Source organism: Paenibacillus profundus (assembly GCF_021369635.1).
Taxonomy (GTDB): Bacteria; Bacillota; Bacilli; order Paenibacillales; family Paenibacillaceae; genus Paenibacillus_B; species Paenibacillus_B profundus.
Genome location: NZ_JAJNBZ010000010.1, coordinates 69,491 through 93,884, shown reverse-complemented (window position 1 = coordinate 93,884; position 24,394 = coordinate 69,491). Strand labels below are relative to the sequence as shown.

The window sequence follows — 24,394 nt, the reverse complement described above, 5'->3', positions numbered from 1 at the left end:
ATAATGAAGGAGGAAGGATCATGCTTGATGTAATCATTCGGAATACACGCGTTGCCGACGGTACCGGCAACCCTTGGTTTTGGGGCGAAATCGGAGTAAAGGACGGACAGATTACCCATGTCGCGTCTCCGGGTTCCATTGATGTCGAGGCACGGGACACGATTGATGCGCAAGGGCACATCATCGCTCCTGGATTCATTGACGGACATTGTCACTCCGACCTGATGATTATGGATTACCCTGACAGCAACATTAAAATGCAGCAAGGCGTAACGACTGAAGTTGTCGGCAATTGCGGCTTGGCGCCTGCACCGTTCGTGCCCGCACGCGGCGACTTGCTGCGGGAATACATTACGCCAGTCATTGGGACAACGAACAAGCCGTGGACGTGGAACAGCATCGCAGAATATATGGACGCCGTTCAGAGCTGCTCTCCAGCCGAGCACCTCGCTACCTACGTAGCGCACGGCGCGCTCCGAATTGCCGTCATGGGCTTCGATCATCGTCCGCCTACGCCTGCGGAATTGAATGAAATGAAGACGATTCTGCGCGAAGGAATGGAAGCGGGCGCTATCGGCCTCTCCATCGGCTTGCTGTACGCGCCAGGCAGTTACGCGGACAAAAATGAAATTGCGGAATTGTCCCGCGTCGTCGCCCAATACGGCGGGCTGCTGTCCACGCATATTCGCGGCGAAGGACGCCACCTGCTCGCTTCGATTGATGAAGTGATCTGGATTGCGGAGCAATCCGGAGTGACTCTGCACATCAGCCATCTCAAAGCTGCTGGAAAGCGCAGCTGGGGCCAAGTGCTGGATGCGCTCGAGCGCATTGAAGCGGCGCGGGCCCGCGGAATGGACGTCACATGCGACGTATATCCGTACCATGCTGGCTCCACCACGCTCACGACGGTGCTGCCGCCTTGGATCTTGGAAGGCGGCTTGCCTGCCACGCTGGAAGCGCTACAGCGTCCGGCTATCCGGCAGCGTCTGCATGAAGAGCTGGCAGAGGAGCAAGACACATGGGACAATCTCGTCGCTTCCACCGGCTGGCACAGCGTCGTTATCTCTGCGGTGCAGACAGATCGCAACAAAGAGCTCGAAGGGCTATCGATTGCGGATGTTGCCGCGAAGCGCGGCATTCACCCTGTCGATGCCATGATTGAACTGCTGCTGGAAGAGCAAGGCAAGATCACCATCGTCTATTACCATATGGCAGAATCCGACGTCGATCAGGTCATCGCTTATTCGCGCTCGCTCATCGCTTCTGACAGTCTGCACTGCGAGACCGGCAAGCCTCATCCGCGGCTCTATGGAACGTTCCCGCGCATACTTGGCACATATGTGCGCGAGCGCAAGCTGCTTACCGTGGAGGATGCGGTGCGCAAGATGAGCGCCTTTCCGGCGGCGCGCTTCCGCCTAGGCCGACGCGGCCTGCTTGTGCCGGGATATGCGGCGGATCTCGTCGTCTTCAATCCGGACACGGTGCAGGATACGGCCACCTTCGAAGAACCGCGCCAGTTCCCTAACGGAATATCGCATGTGTTCGTTAACGGTCAGCTTGCGCTGCGGCACGGCGAATTTCAGTCCGTACACGCCGGTTCCATGCTCAAAGCGGAACGCCGCCTTCAGCTTCACCATACTTGCGGTTGCTGCTGACCGCTTCATCAGGAATGGATTGACTAATCAATTTTTTTAACTACTTATTTAACATACTACCTACTAAAGGAGCGAATAATATGGGTCAAATCGAACAACGTCTGCAGCAATTAGGAATCGAGCTGCCAGCTGTAGGGGAACCGAAATTTTCTTATATTCCTTGCAATCGCACAGGCAATCTATTGTACACATCAGGCATGGATTGCCGAATTGACGGCGTGCTCATGTATGAGGGCAAGGTCGGCGCGGAGCTGACGATTGAAGAAGGCCAACGCGCCGCGCGCCAAGTCATCATTAACGCCTTGGCTGTCATCAAGCATGAGCTTGGCACCTTGGATAAAGTGGCCAAGGTCGTGAAGATGCTAGCGTTCGTCAACAGCGCACCGGGATTTGCCGATCAGCCTTACGTCATTAACGGGGCTTCGGATTTGCTTATCGAGGTGTTCGGAGACGCAGGAAGACACGCGCGTTCAGCGATTGGCACGAGCGACTTGCCGTTCCATACGCCAGTCGAAATCGAAATCATTGTGGAAGTAAAAGAAGAAGCATAGATTCACATAGATTCAACACACATTAAACCGCAATAATGCCGCAGACTGCGCCAGAGGTTTTATCCCTCTGAAACAGCCTGCGGCCTTTTCATTTTTCATGCGCATCAGTCTATTTTAGTTTTTTCACGTTTTCCTGCCACTTCTCGGTTTTATAAGCTAATAGCTTGGCGTAACCGACTTGCTGCGCCTTCGTCTCGGCCTCATCGAGAAGCCGCAGCACATCATCGTCACTTTTGGCATTGAGAAGGATCTTCGCCCTCGTTTCGGAATAAATATCCGCTATGCTTTGCGCGGCAATGCCTTCCTCCGTGTCTCCCGGCGGGTCCAAATTGACAAATTCGGTTCCATTATATTGGGTCTTCCACGTTATTTCAGTTTGCCAGCGCGTTTCCCAATTCCGCTTCTCCTCCGGCAGTGTCTGTTCAAATTTGCTCTTGGATGTATCGACGTATACCGTATTTCCGTTCCATTGGAAGTTGATGGTGGAGTCCATCAGTTTGTTGCGGTTCTCGATGTCCGTCGTGAACTTCTCTGTAAAAATCGGCGCATCGTCCGCATCTGTCCCCTCCCAATACAACCCCTCAGGTCCCCAGAAAATAATCCGTTGACCTTCCGGTCCGGTCAGCCAATCCAGAAATGCGAATGTCGCTTCGGGGTTGTCCGCCGCTTTCGTAATCACGCTGACATTCCAGCCGAGCTGCTTGAAATCGCCCGGATATATTTTGTTTTTATCCAAGCCTTCTTTGCGCAGCGGCCATACCATCATATAGCCGTCATCCGGGTCCTCCGCTCTCAGCATATTGTCCCCTCTCGAGGCGAATTCGGTCGGACTGGAGCCGGCCAGCACCGCAACTCTGCCAGATACGATTTTCTCTGCCAGTTGATCTCTCGTTTGCGACATCGTATCCTGCGACATTAATCTCTCACGGAACAGCCTGCTGGCATAGACCATCGCCTCGCGAAACACGGGATCCGTAAATATCGATGTCAGCTCGTCACCCATCGGCACGGCTTGCATGACGTTGAAGAGGGAAGGGCGGTTTTCCGCAAAGGCGGACGTCAATATTTCCACTCCTTCTGCGCCTGATCCGACTTCGAGCGGCACTGCGTTCGGATAGTTCTGCTTCACCTTTTTTAGATACGCATATAAATCATCGGTTGTCTCCAGCTTGGGGGAGCCGAGTTCCATATATATTTTTTTGTTCACGACATAACCGGCATTTCCATTTGGCTGCGTCGTGTACCAGTTCGGAAACTGATAGATTTTCCCGTCAGGGGAGCGCAGCATATTGAGCGTTGATTCCCCCGCCCATTTTTTTAAATTCGGATACTTGTCCAAATATTCATCTAACGGCACCAGCAGATCGGCTGCTCGCAATCGCTCGACATCGGCACCACGCTCCAACCAAATGACATCGGGCAATTCGTCGGACGCGATCATCGTATTAAGCTTCTGTTTGGCATTGCCTCCGGAACTAATCGCGGTAATCTCCACTTTTTTATTCTCTCTAATCCATTTCGTGGCCAAGTCCTTGCCCCACGGCGGCATCGTATACCAATCATAGTTGCCATAGAAAGAGAAGGCTATCGTCGCCTCTCCAAACGCTGCCGCATTGATTAGCTCCCCCTCTTGTTTGTTCCCGGCAGCTTCTTGTTGGGTCGAAGGGCCGCATGCCGCTAGCAGCGATGCAAGCATCACCAACGCAAGGCTCAACGCCATCCATGTTCTCCCGTGCTTCATTTTCCCTATCCCCTTTCCCCTCGTTGCAGAATGAATCCCGTCACTTATAAATACATGCATCGGCAAAGCGGTATGCGCTGTATAGAAAGCAATCTGCGCTGCGCTTAACCGTTATTCCTTCAACGATCCGATGAGGACTCCCTTGACAAAATATTTTTGCACAAAAGGATACACGCAGATGACCGGCACGGTCGCAACCATCATCGTTGCCATGGAGAGCGACTTGCTCGTGATCGTTTTCATCCGTTCCATGTGGCCTTTCGCTGCGGAATCCATTTGCGCCATTTGCTCGCTCATAATGTTGGAGCTCAAAATCTGCTGCAGCTTCGTCTGGATAGGCAATAAATCCAAATTGGAAATGTAAATGCTCGGCGTGAACCAGTCGTTCCAATGGTATATGGCCGTGAACAGCGATAACGTAGCCAGCACGGGACCGGATAGCGGCAGCACGATGCGGAATAAGACGCCCCAGTTCGTACATCCGTCTATCTTCGCCGACTCCTCTAATCCGTTGGGAAGACCCATAAAGAATGTCCGGAAAATAATCATGTTATATACGCTAATCAGTCCGGGAATAATCATGACCCAGAACGTGTTCATCAGACCCAACTCCCGGATTAATAAAAAGGATGGAATGAGTCCGCCCCCGAAATACATCGTAATAATGCCCATAATCATGTACAGCTTTTTCCCGATCAGCTCCCTCTTCGTCATCCCGTAGGCAAAGATCGCCGTTGCCAATATCGCCAAAACGGTGCCGATAAGCGTTCTGATTACCGATATTAGAAACCCATTCAGCAAGCGGGCATCCCGAAATACAATTGTATAATTGTCTACCGTCAGATCACGAGGCCAAAAGGTAACTCCGCCCAAGAGCGTATCCGTGCCGCTGTTAAACGAAATAACCGCCGCATTCCAGAATGGATAAAACGTAACAAAGCCCAATACCAACAAGCAGACGTGAATGAGGAAAGACATCACTCTGTCGCCAAAACCATCCTTAACCAAGCTGCATCCTTCTCTCTATCCATAATCGCGTCACCACAAGCTGTTCCCTGTCCTCCGGGCAATATAGTTGGCCCCTGCCAGCATCGCGACGCTAATGACCGCTTTGAACAGCCCAGCTGCCGTCGCGTATGAAAACCGGGAGTTCTGAATGCCGATCCGGTACACGTATGTATCTAGCACGTCGGCAACCTCCCTGACGGCAGGACTCGCTCCCAACAGCAAAATGTCTTCAAAGCCGGCATTCAGCAAATTGCCGATGGCCAGTATCATGAAGATGATAATGATCGGCATAATCGCGGGCAGCGTAATGAGGAACATTTGCTTGAAGCGGCTGGCTCCGTCAATGGAAGCCGCTTCATACATGTGCGGGTCGACACCAGCAATCGCTGCCAAGTATACGATGGAGGAGAAGCCAATCTCCTTCCATATTCCCGTGGTGACAAGAATCGTCCAAAAGTATTCTGGCATAGAAAGAAAGTTGATTGGTTCGTCAATCACTCCGATACGCTCAAACAACATATTCACACTTCCGTTGTCCGTCGATAATAGCGACATGACAAAGCCTGATACGATAACCCACGATAGAAAATGCGGCAAATAGCTGACGGTTTGAATCACCCGCTTGAACACCATGTTTTTCACTTCGTTCAGCATTAGCGCCAACAGGATCGGGGCCGGAAAGCCGATACAGAATTTGAGCAAGCTAATGACGACCGTATTGCGCATGACATTCCAAAACTCGGGCGCTTGAAAAAACATGCCGAAATGCTTCAAGCCGACCCATGGACTGTGCAGAAAGCCTTTAAATATGTTGTAGTCTTGAAACGACATAAGCACGCCGTACATCGGGATGTAGCTGAACACAAAAATGAACGCTATTGCGGGCAGCACCATGAGCTGAATATCCCATTGTTCAAAAATACGCTTGAAGCGGCCTAGTAACACCATGATCGTATGCATTCCCTCCTTGGTCGGTCCGTGAACTGCAGACCGAAATACTTCATGTCATGGCCGATGTCTTACTTGATTGTAAATTGCGGCCTGCCCTGTTTCCTCCAGTATTCTTCTGCTTAGACTGTATAATGTTATCGTTTTGCAAATCCCCCTGACCGTACTTCGCTCGGCGCATAACCCGTACTGCTTTTGAATAGCCGATAAAAGTTGGACAGATTGCGAAAGCCGCATTCTAGCGCAATGTTAATAATCTGCAAGTCTGACGATTCAAGCAGCCTCACTGCATGCTTAATGCGGACGGAAATTAGGTATTCAACGGGCGAGACGCCGACCGTTTGCTTAAACACGGCACTGAATCGGGATGGGCTTAAGTAGACAAGTCCGGCAAGCTCCTTTAAGGTCCACGGCCGGGCGAAATCCCGATCCATCGCTTGAATGGCGGCGCGTACCTTCACATCATGTTCGGAGCTAGGATGCCGTGCTGCGCCGTCTGGAGATAGCGGAGCTTCGCTGCGCAAATAACGGCTCACATAAGCCAAAAACCGGATGAGGTGCGATCGCACTATCGATACATGTAACGGCTGACTCCGGTTGTACTCCTCCTGCATGTCGCTGAGGATGGATTGCAGCAGCTTGCTGTGGTCCCGGCTAAGCAGATGCGTAAAATGTATGCCCAGCTCTGCAAAAGGCGCCAGCAGATCATGCTCGTAGCGCAGATCATGTACAAACCAGGAAGCGTCAAAAGCCGTTACCTGCATAACGAGATGTTCTTTTTCATATGCCCTGTGCAAATCATTCGAGTTAATCAGCAAAATATCTCCTTCTTGAAAATTAATCCGCTGCCCATTGATGATGTAATGGCCCGATCCGGATTTAATCCAATTAATCTCCAGCACATCATGGCGATGAAGCCGCTGATATTCCGGCGCTACGCCAATCGTATCGATAATATGGATCGGGAATTGTCTCGACAAAGTCATAGCGACTTCCTCGCAAGGAATCGTCGCTTCCTGACACGAAATCAACTTAGCATTCCCCTCCCGTGACACGCCTTTGTCTCCAGCCCGTTCTATTGTTGCACTCACTTCCATATTCACCAGCCTTTTTTAGTGTTTATAAATATCAAAATACCATTATAACATTTATAAATGCAATATTGTTTTTAATACACGCAAATAAGGCTCACCGCTGATATGAGCGCTGAGCCTTCAAAAAAACTGGTTATTGTTACCGTTGACCTTATAGTCAAGTCACGATAAGTTATAATAGGTTTATTCACTTGCTTTAACACGGACAAGCGTGTAAGCGAAGAAGCGATTATGTAATCAAGTCATACGTTAATATCGAACCAGCTATGAACTACAATGTATATAGTATCAAGGAGATGACACCATGCAAGCCCACCAGCAACACAACGAGACTCGTCCGCTTAGCTTCGCGCAAAGTGTTACGATTTTCACCAGCATTATCGTCCTGCTCTTACTTACCATTCTCGTATGGCAGGCAGAGCCCCATATTCCGCTCATCACCGCCGCCGTATTGACCGGGTGTCTGCTGCTCGCCTTCGGCCAATCGTGGAAATCGGTTGAACAAGCACTCATGCGCGGACTTCAGGCATCCGTCATGCCGGCGGCGCTGCTATCTCTCATCGGCATTCTAATCGCAGTCTGGATGATGAGCGGTACAGTTCCGACACTGCTTGTATATGGAACCACTTGGTTCCAGCCGCAGTGGTTCACAATTAGTGCGATGCTGCTTACCGTCGTCGTGTCGATGTTCGTCGGCAGCTCACTTACGACCGTCGGCACGTTCGGTGTCGCCCTGGTCGGCATGGCAGGCTCTATGGGCGTCCATCCAGCCATCGTGGCGGGTGCCGTCGTATCTGGTGCATGCTTCGGAGATAAAATGTCTCCGCTCTCCGATACGACCAATTTCGCATCTGCCGTCGCACGCGTGCAAATGCCTGATCATATCCGGAACATGACGCGGACGACCGTGCCGGCATTCGTATTGACCCTCGCCGCATTTTTCTTTTTTGGTTCATCGTCCCAGACAGACTTGTCGCAGCTCGAAGCGATGCAGCGTGATATTAGCCAGTCGTTTCATATTCACCCACTGACGCTGCTTCCGCTTGTCGTCGTGCTTGCCGCAGCCTTTAAGCGGCTGCCCATCATCATTACGATGCTGCTCGGTATCGGCACAGGCTTGCTCATAGCGCTGTTCATTCAAGGAGATTTCGCTGTTACGCAATGGATTGTTATGATGAACCACGGATATCAAGGCTCCTTCCAACTGGAAGAAGTCGCGCGCATCGTCAATCGCGGCGGGCTTCAATCGATGACCGGGGCCATTACACTTATCGCTATCGCATTCGCATTAGGCGGACTGCTGCAGCACTGCGGAGTCATCCAGACGATGTTCAATCGTCTCATCGCTCCGGTAAAGAGCAAAGAAGCGCTCGTCGTAACGAGCGGGCTCAGCTCCATTGGCGTCAATATCATTACCGGTGAACAGTATATGTCTATTCTGCTGCCGGGCCAGCTCTTTGAAGAAGAATATGAGAAACGCGGCATTCCGCGCGTTACCCTCTCACGCACATTGGAAGATTGCGGGACCTTGGTCAATCCGCTCATTCCGTGGGGTGTCAGCGGAGCGATGATGACGAGCGCATTGGGACTGACGGTGCTCGATTATGCGCCGTACGCCTTTTTCCTCTGGCTGTCCCCGTTGGTGACATTTGCGTTCGCGCTCATTCCGGGCTTGAAGAGAGAAACTTTGGGTATGGCTCGGAAATGATAGGCATATCAATTGAAGCGGGTTTGCGCGGAGGCGCAATACTCGCTTCTTTCTTTTTGCATCCGTTTGTGGATTTTTCCGGTTCGGCTTCTCTCAAGGCAATTGCCTTACCGTTGTGCAAGCAGCTTTGCTTTCTCCAGACAGATAAGGATATGAAAAGGAAACGAGGTAAATGGTTCTCTTCGGACGAGGTCGAAGCAAGATCCATTGGAAAACATACAGTAAAATGTATGGACTCTACGGCTAAATGGCATGCAGACTGTAATTTGTCCAATGGATCGGGCTCTTTTCAGCCATTAGTGCGGATGGAGTGTCAAGCCATTGGATGAACTCCAATGGAACCGACCCGAAAGAGCTGCACCCCGCTATTTCATTGGACGAAATCCAATGGATGAAACAAAGGCCCAAACCTTCCGCCCTGCTTTTTCTCTTCGGGCAGGAGACGGGTCGGATGTTTATCATCGCACACAATCTTATCTTATAATCCTTCCCGCAATCAGCCGGGTCCTGTTCCAGTGAATTAGACAGTTACAAGGCAGCATTATCACAGAACAACAATACCCGAAAATGATAGGCATTGTCCCCCTTCTCTTGTTATGATACGCTTTAAGTATCTATGTGCACGACAAGGTGCATACCATTCGGAATGAAAGGGAGGAACTTGATGATTAAACATGTGAACGGCCGCTTGCCCCGCTGCGCCGTCATCATCATTTGCGTGCTCATGCTGCTCTGTTCCTCCCTGCTGCCTGCGCTGTCAGCAGATCCGCTCGGACAGCCCAGCGCGGATGCGGAATACGCCCATGCGCTGCATTATGAGACGGTGGTCGGGATTCCGCATCACTATATCGTGAAAATTCATACGTTCATGCAATGGGCTGTTCTCTTTTTCATTTACCTGTTCATTCTCATAATACGGAATATCGTTCCCAAATATTTATTCGATGTGCCTTTCCGCCTTCTATTGCTCAGCATCTGTCTCATGCCCTTAAAGTTTACCTCCAAGTACGTCGTTCGCTGATCGGATGTATACAGTTCTATCATACCGGCAGTAAACAACGATAGTTACGAGGAGGAATAATTTCCATATGAACCAGATCAATGAACAGGAACAGCATGAACTTACGAAGAAGCAGGGCAAGCATTCTTCAGGATTGAAGACGGATATGAAAGTCATTAATCGAGATATGATGAACATCATCATGTTCATTGTACTATCAGCGGCAGTAATCGCTGCACTTTACTTCCTACTGTAGAATTAATGTTCATCACCCCTATCCTGCTCAGCGCCATGCTGAGTAAGATAGGGTTTTTTATTGTGTTGCAACACGGCGCTTAAGCTGTTTGTAACATTTCTACGTTCATTTCTACGTTCATCTCAACGTTCAATTATATGTTCATTTCCATATTAAAAGCTATATTTTTTCATAAAATAAACTTATATAAACATTCAATTGAACTTAAATGAACATTGAGCTATAATAGACAGCATCAGGCAAGATTAACCAATCATTCATTCATAGGAGGAATCATAACATGGAAATGCGTCACGCAAGTCATCCAGAGAGTGCGAAAGGCTACGATACGGATCGTCTGAGAAAAGAGTTCCTGATTGAGAAGCTGTTCGTGGAGAACGAGATTCAGATGGTGTACAGCCACGTCGATCGTTATATTATTGGCGGTGCGCTGCCAACAACAGGCACACTGCAATTGGAAGCGGATTCAAAGGAAATCGGCGCCGATTATGTGCTGGAGCGTCGTGAAATCGGTATCATCAACGTGGGTGCTGCCGGCATCATCAACGTTGACGGGACGGAATATGCCGTGGAGGCGCGCGACTGCCTATACATCGGCATGGGAAGCCGCGATGTGACGTTCGCTAGCCGGGATGCCGCGAATCCGGCACGCTTCTACTTCATCTCCACACCAGCTCATAAGACATATCCGACCGTGCTGCTGCCGATTGCCGAAGCTACGCCGCAGCATCTTGGCAGCTTGGCTTCGTCTAACGAGCGCACGATTTATAAATATATCCACAAGGGCGGCATTCAAAGCTGTCAACTCATGCTCGGCATGACGCTGCTGAAGCCGAACAACATGTGGAATACAATGCCTTGCCATACTCACGACCGACGCTCCGAAGTATATTTCTACTTCGACATGCCAGAAGACGGTCTTGTCTTCCACTTCATGGGGGAGCCGCAAGAGACGCGGCATTTGGTCATGCGCAACGAGCAGGTCGCCATCTCACCGAGCTGGTCCATCCATAGCGGTGTAGGCACGAGCAATTATACGTTCATTTGGGCCATGGCCGGCGAGAATCAAACGTTTGAAGATATGGATATGATTGCCATGAAGGATTTGAAGTAAATGTCGAACGTAAAACGCCATCAACAGATTATGGAACTTCTCATTCAACAAGGCGAAGTCAAAGTAAACGAGCTTAGCGAGCAGCTTCAGGTTACCGGCAAGACGATTCGCGCGGATCTTGAGCTGCTGGAAGAGCAAGGCTTGCTTACCCGGGTTCATGGCGGAGCCGTGTTGAAGCATATGTCCGACCTCGGACTGCTGCCGGTGCAAGCACCGAACCAGCAGCACCTAACCGAAAAAGCAGAAATTGCTGAGAAAGCCGTACGCCTCATAGAGCCAGATGACATCATTGCGCTTGATGGCGGCAGCACGACCTTGGAAATGGCAAAGCGATTGGACAATGCGCCCATTACCGTCATAACGAATGATTTATTCATCATCGCTGAGCTGACGCGCAAGCCGGAGATACGACTCGTCGTGCCCGGCGGATACCGCAATCGGAATCTGCTCGTCAGCAGCGAAGCGGTGCAGTTGATACGCAAGTTGAATATCCAGAAAGCTTTTATATCCGCCACAGGCATTCATATCGAAAATGGCTTGACGATCTATACCAGCGAGCTGTATGAGCTAAAACGCGCATGGATTGACACGGCGAAGCGAACTTATGGTGTTGCGGATTATACGAAATTCGATAAATCGGCTCTGCTCACCTTCGCAACGCTGCAAGAAATGACCGCCATCATTTCCGATCATCAGCTGCCGGCGGACGTTCAGGAGAAATATGCGGCAGCCGGCGCATCGATATTGCTGTAGGTCGTCAAGCTCAAGGAGGAAAGATCATGCAATTGTTCAATTTACATGGTCGTACTGCGGTAGTCACGGGAGGAGCCGTCGGCTTAGGCTTCGGCATGGCTTACGGGCTTGCGCAAGCTGGCGCGGACCTGGTGCTCATTACGAGCAACGGCCCGCGCGGGGATGCGGCAGAGAAGCTGCAAGCCCTTGGCCGCAAGGTTACTTTTATTCAGGCAGATCTAATGGACTTAGACGGAATGAACGATGTTGTGAACTCATGTGTGGAAGCAGCCAATGGCAAAGTGGATATTTTGGTCAACAATGCGGGCATTATCCGCCGTACCCCTGCCGCCGAACATTCGCTGCAGGATTGGCATGACGTGCTGCAGTTGAACCTGAATTCCGTCTTCTATTTATGTCAAGCCTTTGGCAATCATATGCTTCAGCAAGGCTCTGGCAAGATAATCAACATTGCTTCCATGCTCTCCTTCCAAGGAGGGATTAATGTTCCTGGCTATACTGCAGCAAAACATGGGATTGCCGGCGTCACCAAAGCACTTGCCAATGAATGGTCAAGCAAAGGCGTGTACGTCAATGCTATAGCTCCCGGCTACATGGCCACAGACAATACCCAGCAGCTGCGCGATGATCCGAAGCGCAGCGCCGATATATTAGGAAGAATTCCTGCAGGCCGTTGGGGCACACCTGAAGATCTGGCCGGTCCGGTCGTCTTCTTGGCATCTGCTGCATCGGACTATGTGAATGGACATATTTTGTGCGTTGACGGCGGATGGATGAATCGTTAATCAACGGATATCGATTGGGAGGAACGAGAGATGGACAATGTATGGTCAGCCGCAATTCATGACGCTGTGCAGAAGACGAAGGCGAATATTGCACGTTATGGGGACCAATTTCCTCACGTAAGCAAAAACGGAACATACTTGCTGAATGATAATACCGATTGGACTGACGGATTTTGGAGCGGTATGCTGTGGCTCTGCTATGAATATACGCAAGACGAGACGTTCGCCGAAGCGGCACGCAAAACCGTCCAAAGCTTCAAGCAGCGCTTGGAGCAGGATGTGGCGCTGGACCATCACGATATCGGCTTCCTCTACTCCTTATCAGCGAAAGCCCAATGGATAATTGACGGAGATGAAGAGGCGAAGCAGCTGACGATCCGAGCGGCGGATAAGCTGCTGAGCCGCTGGCGGGAAGAAGGACAGTACATCCAAGCTTGGGGGCCAAAGGGTGATCCGAAGAATGGCGGATGCATCATTATCGACTGCCTGATGAACCTCCCGCTATTGTATTGGGCATCGAATGCTACTGGAAATCCGCGTTATGCAGAGGTTGCGCGCATTCATGCGGAGCAGAGCCGCCGTTATTTAGTGCGGGGAGACGATTCCTCTTATCATACCTTCCACTTTGATACGGACACAGGGATTCCGATTGGAGGCTCGACACACCAAGGTTACAATAACGGATCTACTTGGACACGGGGACAAGCGTGGGGTGTTTACGGGTTTGCGCTATCGTATCGCTATACACAGGAACAGCACTATTTAGAAACATCCCGTCGCATGGCCCAGTATTTCTTAACCGAGCTGCCCGAGGACGATGTAGCCTATTGGGATTTCAATGCTGCGATAGACGAGAACACAAAACGCGACAGCTCCGCGTCAGCCATCGTGGCAGCGGGTCTGTTGGAACTGCTGGATCATTTGCCGGCAGATGATCCGGACAGAAGCTTCTTCGAGGACGGCCTTGACCGTTCGCTGCGCTCACTCGTTGCGAACTACTCAACGATGAATCAACCAGAAGCGGAAGGCCTCATCGAGCATGGCTCTTACGCGGTTCTGCTCGGACACAGTCCTGACGACTTTACGATTTGGGGCGATTATTACTACCTGGAAGCGTTAGTACGACTGGAAAAAGGAATAAAAGGCTATTGGTATGAGCGCTAATTGTAATTGTTTATATCGTTCTCTCTTGTAATTCCAAGCCCCCTTCATTGCCGGATTCATGTGACGATCGGCGATAAGGGGGCTCTTTATATGATGTGTTAACGATACGAGCAATCGGTCATTTGCTGAGACTGCAGTTCGATGCGATGGGCAGTAGGGGCACGAGTATACCATTTTTTATACAGCTTGGAAAAGTAGAGCGCATCTTCATAGCCTACTGACGCGGCAATCTGTTCGATCGTCAGTTGGGTCGTCATAAGCAGCGTTCTGGCCCGCTCCATCCGAATCCGCAGGAGAAATTGCATCGGAGGCTCACCCATCTGCTTGCGGAACATTTTCGATAAGTATGTCCTATGATAACCAAGCATGTGCGCAAGCTCATCGATGGATATCGCTTTGTCATGCTGTAATGTAAGCCAACGCGCCGCTTGTTCCACCTGACGTTCGATATCTGTGCGCATATCGCCTTTAGAGCCGCCTCTCCCGGTGCTTGCCACGCGAGCATATTCGGCAAGAGCCACTCGGAAGTAGCCTTCGGCTTCAATGTCGCTTGCTTCCCCTCCCTGATGCAGCGCTTTCATTGCATTGCGGAATAGAGCCTCCACCCGGTGCTTTCGATAGCCTTTCAGTACAGGAACATGCGGGCCAATGCCTATATTGGCAAGTATTTGCTCTGCATTATTACCACGAAAGCCAATCCAACGGTATTCCCACGGGTGCTGTTCATTTGCCTCGTAATATACCAATTCGCCTGGGAAGATAAAGAAGCTATCTCCTGCGCTGACTTCAAATTCCTGTCCCCGCATCGCGAACTTTCCCTTGCCGGACAGCACGCAATGGACGATCCCATAGTCATGCACCGTCGGACCGATTCGATGGCCTGGTTCCGTATTCGATTGGCCACTGAATAAGACGGTCAGTTCACCGCGAGACGGAGCTTCGTTGATGGCGATATTCGCTCGCTCAGCCACAGCGTCCCCTCCCTTTTTCGGCTACAATGCTCCATACTCATAATCATTTTGCCCATACACAGTTTCACCAAATTCAGCTACATTGATTGTACAGCATTTTATTCCATGTTGCATCAGACCATATGAACTTTAAAAAAAATCAAACTTTTCCTCTCGCAGAAAGGATGAAGGAATCATGGGCAAAATTACTTTTCTAGGTGCCGGCAGCACCGTATTCGCTAAAAACGTGCTGGGAGATTGCATGTTAACTCCGGCACTGCAAGAGTTCGAACTCGCTCTGTTCGATATCGATCACGAACGGCTGCACGATTCGGAACGGATGCTGAACAACCTGTTGTCTACGTCTGGCAGCACATGCCGCGTCGTCGCCTATCACGATCGCAAAGAAGCGTTGCGCGGAGCCAAATATGTCGTCAATGCCATTCAAGTGGGAGGCTACGACCCATGTACGATTACCGACTTTGAGATTCCTAAAAAGTATGGACTGCGCCAAACGATCGGAGACACGTTGGGCATCGGTGGCATCTTCCGCAACCTGCGCACCATCCCGGTGATGCTTGACTTCGCGAAGGACATCCAAGAAGTATGTCCTGACGCTTGGTTCCTCAACTATACGAATCCGATGGCTGTTCTGACGAATGTCATGAATACATATGGCGGTGTTCGTACGGTCGGTCTCTGTCATAGCGTGCAAGCGTGTGTGCCTCATCTGTTCCGCAGCTTGGAGCTAGACGCAGAAGGCGTGCAAGCGAAGATCGCCGGAATTAACCATATGGCCTGGCTTCTGGAAGTGACTAAGGACGGTGAAGATTTATATCCGGAAATTAAACGCCGGGCGATAGAGAAACAAAAAGAAAAGCATCATGACATGGTGCGCTTCGAACTAATGTTCAAGTTCGGCTATTATGTAACAGAGTCATCAGAGCACAATGCGGAATACCATCCTTATTTCATTAAGAAGCAGTACCCCGAACTCATTGAGCAGCTTAGCATTCCACTTGACGAATATCCGCGCCGCTGCGTCCATCAAATTGAACAATGGAAGCACATGCGCGAGCAGTTGGTGAACAATCAACAATTGGAGCATACACGTTCGCACGAATATGCTTCATATATGCTCGAAGCGATGGAGACGGGCGTGCCGTTCAAGATCGGCGGCAACGTGATGAACACTGGATTGATTACGAATCTGCCGAAGGAAGCTTGCGTGGAAGTGCCGTGCTTCGTCGATCGCAGCGGGATCACGCCAACTTATGTCGGGAATCTGCCTCCACAGCTTGCTGCACTGAATCGCACGAATATTAATACACAACTGCTTACGATCGAAGCGGCCATGACAGGCAAGAAGGAGCACATCTATCACGCAGCCATGCTGGATCCGCATACATCGGCAGAGCTAAGCATGGACGATATCGTCTCCTTGTGCGACACTCTGATTGAAGCGCATGGCACTTGGCTGCCAACGTTTAAATAAGTCAGTTTTTACAGTAAAGAGGGCGCTCCGGGAGGGGCGCTCATTTCGTCGCCGCGATTGGTTCCAGCTCGTCCGCTAGTCCTCAGCGGTCATCATGTATCGCGCGAGTCACTTGTGTGTCATGATCAGCATATACATATATAAATGAGCCGCTAGAACGATTCTAGGGCTCATTGCAGTGTGCTCTGCACGGCTGTGCAATGCATTTGTTTTGTTTACATTGTTTATTGCGCACGTTGACGCATGTCGTCGGAATTGTCTGGCAGCTGTTGTTGCTTCTTTTTGCGGTTGCGTTTAATGATAAGACCGGTAGCAACGACTAGGACAACGACGATAATTTCGAATCCGTACTTAATAACCGGGTTCTCAAAATAAGGTGCAATCGACTCGAATTTTTCGAATTCGCCGACGAACATTTTGGCAGATGTCCAAGCAAGAACCGCAGACCCGACAACGATAATAGCCGGATAGCGCTCGATGAATTTCAATACGATGGTACTTCCCCATACGACGATTGGCACAGAGATGGCAAGCCCTAAGACGACAAGCCCACCGTGTCCTCCCGCCGCTCCGGCAACGGCCAAGACGTTATCCAACCCCATCGCGGCATCGGCGACAATAATCGTCCGTACCGCTGCCCAGAAGTTCGTGCCGGCTTGCACGTTATGCTCTTTCTCCTCCACCATGAGCTTAATGGCGATCCAGAGAAGCACGGCGCCACCTACAACGAGCAGGAACGGTATTTTCAGGAGCCACACGACTCCCAAGGTCGCTAGCGCGCGGATAATAACGGCTCCGACTGTCCCCCATATAATTACTTTTTTCTGGTCCTGCTTCGGCAAGTTCCGAGCCGCCAGACCGATGACAATTGCGTTATCGCCGGCAAGTACCAAATCGATAACAACAATAGACAGCAACGCCGTCCAGAATTCTAATGAGAATAATTCCATCTGTTGCATCCCCCTTATCTTTAGTATGTATTACGGACGCGAAAAACATGAACGCCGTTACCACGAGGTAACGGCGCTCAGATCAAAAGAGACCTTCACCAACGTTACAATCGTGGCAAAGGTCTCGCAAACAACGCTATACGTTGCCAGTATAGCCGAGGACCGCTAGGGAACGGATCCCGTAATGACGACTTATACTGTGCTAGCTACTCCCCTTTGGAGTATTCATTTTCGGTGAACTAATAATAACATCGAATAATGAATTGTTCAACCCTTATTTTCACCTATTTTTCAAGGTGCACGGTTGAGCCATTGTTCAATCGGGTACAATTGGTTATGATTATTTTATTGAAAAGGAGGTAGCCTATAAATGAGTATTCTTGATGAACATGCCCCATTGGAGCAAGCGACTTTTGCCGGTGGCTGCTTCTGGTGTATGGTAACACCGTTTGAAGAGCTTCCTGGCATTCACTCCATCATTTCTGGCTATACAGGCGGCCATACCGATTGTCCTACATACGAGGAAGTATGCACCGATAAGACAGGACATGCGGAAGCCGTGCAAATTACGTTTCAACCGCAGTTGTTCCCTTACGAGAAGCTGCTTGAAATATTTTGGCAGCAAATCGACCCTACCGATGAAGGCGGGCAGTTCCACGATCGCGGCTCATCGTATCGGACGGCGATTTTCTATCATAATGAAGAGCAGCGGCAGACAGCAGAGCAATCCAAGCTTGAATTGGAACAGAGCGGCCGCTTCGACAAGCCGATCGCCACTGAGATCTTACCCGCGGGAACGTTCTATCCCGCTGAAGAACATCATCAAGATTATCATATGAAAAACCCTGCGCATTACAAGCGGTATCGCAAAGGGTCTGGCCGGGATGCCTTTATCTCTTCCCATTGGGCGATTCAAGCAAAGGATAAGATCGGGCTGAAAGATACATTGAATTCGATGCAATATCATGTGACGCAAAATAGCGGAACCGAGCCGCCATTCCAGAACGAATTCTGGGACCATAAAGCAGAAGGCATTTATGTAGATATCGTATCTGGCGAACCTTTGTTCAGTTCGAAGGAAAAATTCGATTCCGGCTGTGGTTGGCCAAGCTTTACGAAGCCGCTTCGTCCGCATCACGTCGAGGAACAGCTTGACTTATCGCACGGCATGGTTCGTATGGAGGTGCGCAGCCGTTTCGGGGAGTCGCATCTCGGCCACGTCTTTGACGATGGTCCGGGTCCGAATGGATTGCGGTACTGTATTAATTCCGCCGCCCTCCGCTTTATTCGTAAAGAAGATCTGGAACGAGAAGGATATGGAGAATTTTTGTCTCTGTTCGAAGCTCAGTCATAGAACAAATGAGATCAATCACGTCTGCGCAAGCGTGAGCAAAATGCCTGTCTTATCGTCGGACATTTTGAACCGGGGAATTTGGTTGCAGTGTTCATCCTGTCGCTCGTTCGCTTCCAGCACTGCCAAGCTCTGTCCAATCCCGGTATGGACTACATATTGAATCCATGCCTCCGTCGTACGCTGACGGTCGTCAAGGTGCCAAGGATATAGCCCATCCGTTACGAGGAGCAAATGCGTCATGCCTTGCAGCGCGATGCTGCCATACTCCATATGCCATTCGACAGCCGGATCGCCGTTTAATACACTGTAGCCTGGATTGGAGTTCGCGTGTGTCCGATTGTTTGCAAGCATAGCTTGAACCTCATCCGGCCGTTCATGCTTCAACCAGGCTTCGTCATTCTGCTGCCATGTCTCAAGCGCGTGCGAGTCATAGTATTCGACACGGTCATGCGTTATAGTTCGTATTTGTCCCGTCTCATAGACGGCATAAATCATACAATCTCCCGTCTGAACCCAATGCGCGTGAGTCTCATCCAGCAGTACGAAGGCGTGAACAGCACCGAAGCGCCGTTCCTTTCTGCTGAGGTCGATTCCTTGCTCCAGCATAATTCCGTTCAACCGTTCGTTCGCTTGCAGGCTCGTGCGCACCAGCAAGTCGAGCGGACGGGATGATCGGTCTGGGTCAGTGACGGCAGAAGCCCATGGCTGTGCCACAGTCCGCGCTGCCAGCTCCCCCGCCGTTCTCCCCTCATCATCCAGAGGCACTTGTATTCCCGATACGCCGTCAATGACACCGAATAATCGTTCCTCCGGAAACACGACAAGCCGATCCTCATTCCGTGTTCCTTGGCCTTTCCTCGTTACGGCGTCGATAAGCAACTGATAGCTGAAGCTGACCGGCTTCATGAACTCAACCCCTGCGCTAACAGCGTCGGAATATGGATCGTCTTGCCCAGCTTGGCGCTCTCGATCGCTCCGAACACCATCGCAATGCTTTTCAGATTATCTTCCGCATTCGTCTCCGCCGGCCGTCCTTCCTCCAGCGCGAGGAACATTTCATCCAAGCACCCGAAATGCCCCTCCTGCCCGTTCCAATCGGTCGTTCCTTGCGTTCTGCTCCCTTGACCATCCTTGTCAAAGGATTCGGCCTCTATCCGCTCGCCATCCCATATAGCGGTCCCTTGGCTTCCTACTACGCGCCATGAAGCCTCCCAAGAGGTTGGAAATCCTTGTGCACACCAGGATCCGCGGTAATTGAACATCGAGCCGTCATTCATCTCGAACGTGCATATTGCTGAAGCGCTGCCACGGTACCAAGAGCCGGGCGGGTTCCACTCCTGGCAAGTAACGTTGATAGGATCCGCGCCTGTAATGAATCTAGCTTGGTCGAACGTATGAATCGACATATCCAATACAAGCGGACTCGCCATTTCTTCCCGGAAGCCGCCGAAGCGGGGAGCAAGGAAGAAGTCGGCTCCGATGAACCCGACCGAACCTATTGCGCCTGTCCGGATTAGTTCGCGGTAGGCTCGAATGGAGCGAAGATAGCGACGGTTCTGCATAATGGCCAATGACCGCTGTGCTTGCCGGGCGATCTTCGTTAATTGCACAGCTTCGGACATGTGCGCCGCGAGCGGCTTCTCCGCCATAACGTGGCAGCCCATTTCCAACGCCGTTCCAGACGTGCTGAGGTGCGCATTGGGTGTCGTAATATCAAATACCAAGTTAGCCCCACTGCGCCGGATTGCTTCCTTCAGATCGGAATATAAGCCGCAGTTCAAGTCATGTCTATCAGCCATCGAGAGCGACGCTTCCGCCTGCACATCCACCAAGCCGACAATAGCTGCGTCATGGCGCGTCTTCACATATTCAATCCAAGTGTTGGCCATTTGTCCGCAGCCGGCAACGACAATGTTCCATTGTGCCACTTTTAAGCACTCTCCTTTGTTAGCATAATGATCATCTAATGTTCGGTTTCGTCATGACTTCAGCATTTCCTGCCTCCAATTTAAGAAAAACACTCTCGAGACCTTTATAGCCATAAGGAATGTCTCCACAATCTTGCTAATGATCATAAAAATCGCCTGAAGACGTACCATCTGTTAAATAGCAAGGCATCGACTCTTCATAATTAACGAGATGTTCCGTCCGTACAGTGGTGCGTTCAGACTAAAGGGGATTTGCTTTATCTGGCTCTTTGCTTCATTCTCCCCTTTCATCAGGAAGCGGCACTCCCAATCATGACTCTGAACGCTGCCAAATTACTGCTGCCTTGCTCAGCTGCTTCAGCGCATGGCATCTATTTAAAACTCCCGCACCGAGCATAGAAATCAATGTCTCTGACAGGCTGCTTGACATAGTGTATACACGAAATGGTATGCATGCACCTTATTCTCGACGTTATCCTTCCTGATTGTATGGGAGAATGGATCTAAGAGCCATTGAACGGAAGCCTGACATCATGCTCTTTATTTAAGGACGGATTTTCAAGCCAAATGCGACAGTTCTTCAAAAAAACAATTCCTGTTCTCCGTGATCGAAGTAAGTTCCATTGGAAAATATACAGTAAAACCGATGGTTCAAGCGGCTAAATGGCGTTTAGACTGTACTTTGTCCAATGGATTTGGCTGTTTTTCAGCGATTGCTCGAAATGAGAGTCGAACCATTGGATCAACTCCAATGAAACCTGCCGTAAAGAGATATACGCTGTTGTTTCACTGTACATATTCCAATGCAGGATGAGACAAGGGAGATACGGCCCAGCCTTTAGATCCGCTTTCTCTCCTGACAATCCGCCCAACTTTATAAAATTAAAAAAAGACCAAAAAAGGTCTTTTTTTCCAGAGGCTATGATTGCTTCGACGCAAGCTTGGCAGCTTGTCCGAATAATCCCATCAGCATGAAGACGACAATAATGTACAGCAGGAACATTGGCGCGGACATCGCTGAAAATACCATGGGGGATGCCAAAGCAAAACCGATCATGCTCATGGAACATACTAATGCAATCACAAAATATAACGACCTGCGGCGGGCCGTATGAGCAAAGGAGGCTTGTCCCCTCTCTAGCGCAATCTCTCTTAATCCGCTGCACATCAGCGTCACTAACGTAATATTCAATCCGGTCTCCACAACGCTGCGAATGACGCCGAACCAGGCACGGAACAGTGAAGGCGTTCCGGAGATAAGGAGCGGCTGCAGCACCTCGATTATCGCCAGCACAATTAGCGGTATACATACGTTCTTCGCTTGACGGTACCGAACGGACTCAGCAGACAGCTCATTTAGCCCGCTCCATATCAGTGCTAGCCCTACAATATCAGGTAACAGGTCAATGCCGCCCGGGGCATAATCTATAAAGAATAAAAAACCCCATTGAATACGTCTCATTGCTTTTGCTTCTGTAATCATCTTCGCTGCTCTATATCCTTTCCATTCGATATATTCATACCCGTATGTAGTGTAAATTCTGTTTCAGTATACCCTCATGGCATATCGCACGCAACAACCAGCGGAATTTGGAACATTTTTCTACAGCCGTCAATGGGGCTGGCGCATGTATGTTTTTTCATTTTGCAGTATAATGGTTAGATGTCTCATGGAAAGGTTACATATCATTCGGGAGGAAGCATCATGAACAACGTAAAACTATTTTCGGACAGTACATGCGATCTGCCGAAAGAACTGATTGAACAATACGATATCGGCATCATTCCGTTATACGTTACTTTCAACGATACAGCCTACCGGGACGGCGTAGACATCACGACGCCCGAATTATATGAGCGAGTAAAGGAATCTGGCAAGCTGCCGAAGACATCGGCTCCATCTCCCGCTGATTTTATGAAGGCGTTCGAACCATATGTACATCAAGGGCACACGATATTATTCATTGGACTGTCCTCCCAATTGTCTTCCACGATTCAAAATGCAACCATCGCAGGGGAAATGCTCGGAGAGGGTACGGTTAAGGTCATGGATTCATTGAATCTATCTACCGGAATCGGAATTCAGGTGCTGAAGGCGGCGCGAGCGTTGGAAGCAGGGAAATCATTGGATGAAGTCGTGCAGTTGGTAGAATCGGTCAAGGGCAAAGTCGAGACGGAATTTATTATTGACACGCTGGATTATTTATATAAAGGAGGACGCTGCAGCGGATTGCAAAATATTATCGGCAGCCTGTTGAAGATTCGTCCGGTCATCAAAGTCATTGAAGGGAAAATGACCCCTGCCAACAAGATTCGCGGCAAACGTGAGAAAGCGCTCGAGCAGTTGAAAAATAACGCGCTGTCCCTCCAAGGCAGCATGGATTTAGATACGATATTCGTAACACATTCGCTATCACACGATGATGCCGCCATGCTGCAGTCGGAACTGAAGCAGCGCACCGGCGCCAAGCATGTCTATATATCGGATTGCGGCTGTGTTATTTCCAGCCATTGCGGTCCGAACACGATCGGGATAGTGTTCGCGTTACAATAAACGAAGAAAGCGGTGAATCCGGGCAGCTGCCTGGACATTCACCGCTTTCCTATTTCGTGTGTGCCTTCGCTTGCAGCCCTCTTGGGTCATTCACCCATTTGCGAATTGCCGGAATCTTCTTGCCGATATTCTCTCAAGATGATGCGCCTGCCAATATAATGCGGCATGAATGTCTCCCCCAACATGCAGATGTGGGACCCTTCGGTTTACCACAGAGGCCATACCTTCCATTCGACTTTGCCTTCGAGCTTCGCCACAGGCACCGGCCCGAACCTGCGGCTGTCTTCGCTAATCTCGCGATTATCCCCTAGGACGAACACATGCCCTTTAGGAACGACACAAGGAAACTCAACTTCTCTCGGCCATGTCTCTCCTTCCGCGTACGGTTCGTCAATGACGTTCCCATTGACGATCAGATGACCGTCACGAAGGTCCAATGTATCCCCTGCAGCGCCAACGACGCGTTTAATGAAGCGTTTCCCGTCGAAGGTCGGATCAATAATGACTACATCTCCATATGCCGGATCGGACCAATGGTATACCCATTTATTTTCGATGAGCCGATCTCCCGGATGGTACGTATTTTGCATCGAATGCTGTTGTACGACAACTTGGGCATATGCAACCTTCTGCACAAGAAAGCTGAGGCTGAACACTAGTATAATCGGAATAATGTAGCCTCTCACAATCAATTTCCATCTATTATCCATCATCATTCCTCCTCTTACCCAAACACGCTCCATCTGCGCATTATCGTTGCTCGTCTTCTATGCTATCCATCGTCAAAGCTACGTCGTATGGGAGCGCGTAATAAACCGTGTGATTCCGCCTGCACTTATCGTGAGACAGAAGCCGAGCAACAGCTTCACGATAATTTGCAGGAAGCTTGCATTGAACTCTCGCTGCATCTGATCCGGGTACATTCCCGTATCCACATAAGACAGCGTCACAATCATATGAATGAACTCAGGAATGCTCAACACCAGCAAAATAATTCCGGATATGCCCAGTGCTATCTGAAGCAACGGCTTCGTCAGCGGAGCAAGCGCATGAGTCTTCGTGCGGAGCGGCACTGGCTCGTCGTCCCGTTCTGCTTCCCGTATCAAAAAGGCGGTCTCATTCATTCCTGACGGGGATAACGCGCCTGAAATACGGTAGGCCGACCACCATAAGACGCAAGCGGCAAGCAGCATGACGACAGCCGGAAGCAGCATCATCACGATGAGTATTACATTCTGATTCATATCATGAGACAATGCTTCTTTATTGTATAAGAGCGGTGGCAGGCTAACTTGCGCCACATTCGATAATTGAACGATGGAAGTAATGAAGAAGTACAGCGCCAACAGTCGAACAGCCACATAGGCCAATGACCTCGTATTCAAT

The 24,394-nt window shown here is 50.1% G+C and carries 23 protein-coding genes; 12 read left to right on the top strand and 11 right to left on the bottom strand.

The window, feature by feature from the left end:
• Window positions 1-20: 20 nt before the first annotated feature.
• Together LQV63_RS14310 and LQV63_RS14305 are read left to right on the top strand one after the other, a co-directional pair.
• Window positions 21-1,655, top strand: coding sequence for an N-acyl-D-amino-acid deacylase family protein (locus tag LQV63_RS14310; RefSeq protein ID WP_019424067.1), 1,635 nt, complete (start codon window positions 21-23; stop codon window positions 1,653-1,655).
• Window positions 1,656-1,735: 80 nt separating this feature from the next.
• Window positions 1,736-2,206 carry a RidA family protein gene (locus LQV63_RS14305; RefSeq protein WP_019424068.1) on the top strand — a complete coding sequence of 157 codons (471 nt, stop codon included), beginning with the start codon at window positions 1,736-1,738 and terminating at the stop codon, window positions 2,204-2,206.
• Window positions 2,207-2,315: 109 nt separating this feature from the next.
• On the opposite strand, the gene LQV63_RS14300 is transcribed toward LQV63_RS14305, so the two are convergent.
• The 4 genes from LQV63_RS14300 to LQV63_RS14285 all read right to left on the bottom strand — a co-directional run bounded on the left by LQV63_RS14300 (window position 2,316) and on the right by LQV63_RS14285 (window position 6,994).
• Entirely contained in the window at window positions 2,316-3,947 is a 1,632-nt protein-coding gene (locus LQV63_RS14300; protein WP_233697231.1) for an extracellular solute-binding protein, read from the bottom strand.
• Window positions 3,948-4,058: 111 nt separating this feature from the next.
• Window positions 4,059-4,955 carry a carbohydrate ABC transporter permease gene (locus LQV63_RS14295; RefSeq protein WP_019424070.1) on the bottom strand — a complete coding sequence of 299 codons (897 nt, stop codon included), beginning with the start codon at window positions 4,953-4,955 and terminating at the stop codon, window positions 4,059-4,061.
• 30 nt (window positions 4,956-4,985) lie between these two features.
• Entirely contained in the window at window positions 4,986-5,915 is a 930-nt protein-coding gene (locus LQV63_RS14290; RefSeq protein WP_233697230.1) for an ABC transporter permease, read from the bottom strand.
• 125 nt (window positions 5,916-6,040) lie between these two features.
• Window positions 6,041-6,994, bottom strand: coding sequence for an AraC family transcriptional regulator (locus LQV63_RS14285; protein ID WP_233697229.1), 954 nt, complete (start codon window positions 6,992-6,994; stop codon window positions 6,041-6,043).
• Window positions 6,995-7,301: 307 nt separating this feature from the next.
• Between LQV63_RS14285 and nhaC the strand changes: the two genes are divergently transcribed.
• From nhaC to LQV63_RS14250, 7 genes are all read left to right on the top strand, one after another.
• A complete protein-coding gene (gene nhaC, locus LQV63_RS14280) occupies window positions 7,302-8,705 on the top strand; it encodes a Na+/H+ antiporter NhaC (protein ID WP_233697228.1) in 1,404 nt (467 codons plus the stop codon).
• Between the two features lie 664 nt (window positions 8,706-9,369).
• Window positions 9,370-9,726 carry a hypothetical protein gene (locus tag LQV63_RS14275; RefSeq protein ID WP_233697227.1) on the top strand — a complete coding sequence of 119 codons (357 nt, stop codon included), beginning with the start codon at window positions 9,370-9,372 and terminating at the stop codon, window positions 9,724-9,726.
• 67 nt (window positions 9,727-9,793) lie between these two features.
• A complete protein-coding gene (locus LQV63_RS14270; protein ID WP_019424077.1) occupies window positions 9,794-9,961 on the top strand; it encodes a hypothetical protein in 168 nt (55 codons plus the stop codon).
• Window positions 9,962-10,241: 280 nt separating this feature from the next.
• Complete coding sequence (kduI, locus tag LQV63_RS14265; RefSeq protein WP_019424078.1) at window positions 10,242-11,075, top strand: 5-dehydro-4-deoxy-D-glucuronate isomerase; 834 nt, start codon at window positions 10,242-10,244, stop codon at window positions 11,073-11,075.
• Window positions 11,076-11,828 carry a DeoR/GlpR family DNA-binding transcription regulator gene (locus LQV63_RS14260; protein WP_019424079.1) on the top strand — a complete coding sequence of 251 codons (753 nt, stop codon included), beginning with the start codon at window positions 11,076-11,078 and terminating at the stop codon, window positions 11,826-11,828.
• A 26-nt stretch (window positions 11,829-11,854) separates the two neighbouring features.
• Window positions 11,855-12,613 carry a 2-dehydro-3-deoxy-D-gluconate 5-dehydrogenase KduD gene (gene kduD, locus LQV63_RS14255; protein ID WP_019424080.1) on the top strand — a complete coding sequence of 253 codons (759 nt, stop codon included), beginning with the start codon at window positions 11,855-11,857 and terminating at the stop codon, window positions 12,611-12,613.
• Between the two features lie 30 nt (window positions 12,614-12,643).
• Complete coding sequence (locus LQV63_RS14250; protein ID WP_233697226.1) at window positions 12,644-13,777, top strand: glycoside hydrolase family 88 protein; 1,134 nt, start codon at window positions 12,644-12,646, stop codon at window positions 13,775-13,777.
• A 98-nt stretch (window positions 13,778-13,875) separates the two neighbouring features.
• Here LQV63_RS14250 and LQV63_RS14245 read toward each other — a convergent pair whose 3' ends face one another.
• Window positions 13,876-14,748 (bottom strand): AraC family transcriptional regulator, encoded by an 873-nt coding sequence (locus LQV63_RS14245; RefSeq protein WP_233697225.1) that lies wholly within the window; start codon window positions 14,746-14,748, stop codon window positions 13,876-13,878.
• 175 nt (window positions 14,749-14,923) lie between these two features.
• Between LQV63_RS14245 and melA the strand changes: the two genes are divergently transcribed.
• Window positions 14,924-16,222: an alpha-glucosidase/alpha-galactosidase gene (gene melA, locus LQV63_RS14240; protein WP_233697224.1), complete on the top strand. Its 1,299-nt coding sequence runs from the start codon at window positions 14,924-14,926 to the stop codon at window positions 16,220-16,222.
• A gap of 224 nt (window positions 16,223-16,446) precedes the next feature.
• Here the strand turns inward: melA and LQV63_RS14235 are convergent, their stop codons facing one another.
• Entirely contained in the window at window positions 16,447-17,172 is a 726-nt protein-coding gene (locus tag LQV63_RS14235; RefSeq protein WP_019424084.1) for a TerC family protein, read from the bottom strand.
• A 370-nt stretch (window positions 17,173-17,542) separates the two neighbouring features.
• On the opposite strand from LQV63_RS14235, the gene msrA reads away from it, so the two are divergent.
• Entirely contained in the window at window positions 17,543-18,526 is a 984-nt protein-coding gene (gene msrA, locus LQV63_RS14230) for a peptide-methionine (S)-S-oxide reductase MsrA (RefSeq protein WP_233697223.1), read from the top strand.
• Window positions 18,527-18,541: 15 nt separating this feature from the next.
• Here msrA and LQV63_RS14225 read toward each other — a convergent pair whose 3' ends face one another.
• The 3 genes from LQV63_RS14225 to LQV63_RS14215 form a co-directional block, all read right to left on the bottom strand.
• On the bottom strand, window positions 18,542-19,432 hold the full coding sequence (locus tag LQV63_RS14225) for a protein phosphatase 2C domain-containing protein (RefSeq protein ID WP_233697222.1): 891 nt from the start codon (window positions 19,430-19,432) through the stop codon (window positions 18,542-18,544).
• Window positions 19,429-20,454, bottom strand: coding sequence for a Gfo/Idh/MocA family protein (locus LQV63_RS14220; RefSeq protein WP_233697221.1), 1,026 nt, complete (start codon window positions 20,452-20,454; stop codon window positions 19,429-19,431). Before LQV63_RS14220 ends, LQV63_RS14225 begins: the two co-directional genes overlap by 4 nt.
• Before the next feature lie 919 nt (window positions 20,455-21,373).
• Complete coding sequence (locus tag LQV63_RS14215) at window positions 21,374-21,916, bottom strand: hypothetical protein (protein WP_233697220.1); 543 nt, start codon at window positions 21,914-21,916, stop codon at window positions 21,374-21,376.
• Between the two features lie 243 nt (window positions 21,917-22,159).
• Here LQV63_RS14215 and LQV63_RS14210 point away from each other — a divergent pair, with 243 nt between their 5' ends.
• On the top strand, window positions 22,160-23,008 hold the full coding sequence (locus tag LQV63_RS14210) for a DegV family protein (protein WP_233697219.1): 849 nt from the start codon (window positions 22,160-22,162) through the stop codon (window positions 23,006-23,008).
• Window positions 23,009-23,214: 206 nt separating this feature from the next.
• Here the strand turns inward: LQV63_RS14210 and lepB are convergent, their stop codons facing one another.
• Window positions 23,215-23,718, bottom strand: coding sequence for a signal peptidase I (lepB, locus tag LQV63_RS14205; RefSeq protein WP_233697218.1), 504 nt, complete (start codon window positions 23,716-23,718; stop codon window positions 23,215-23,217).
• A 78-nt stretch (window positions 23,719-23,796) separates the two neighbouring features.
• The gene (locus LQV63_RS14200) at window positions 23,797-24,393 is read right to left on the bottom strand and encodes a hypothetical protein (protein WP_019424091.1); all 597 of its coding nucleotides are present in this window, start codon (window positions 24,391-24,393) and stop codon (window positions 23,797-23,799) included.
• Between the last annotated feature and the right edge of the window lies 1 nt (window position 24,394).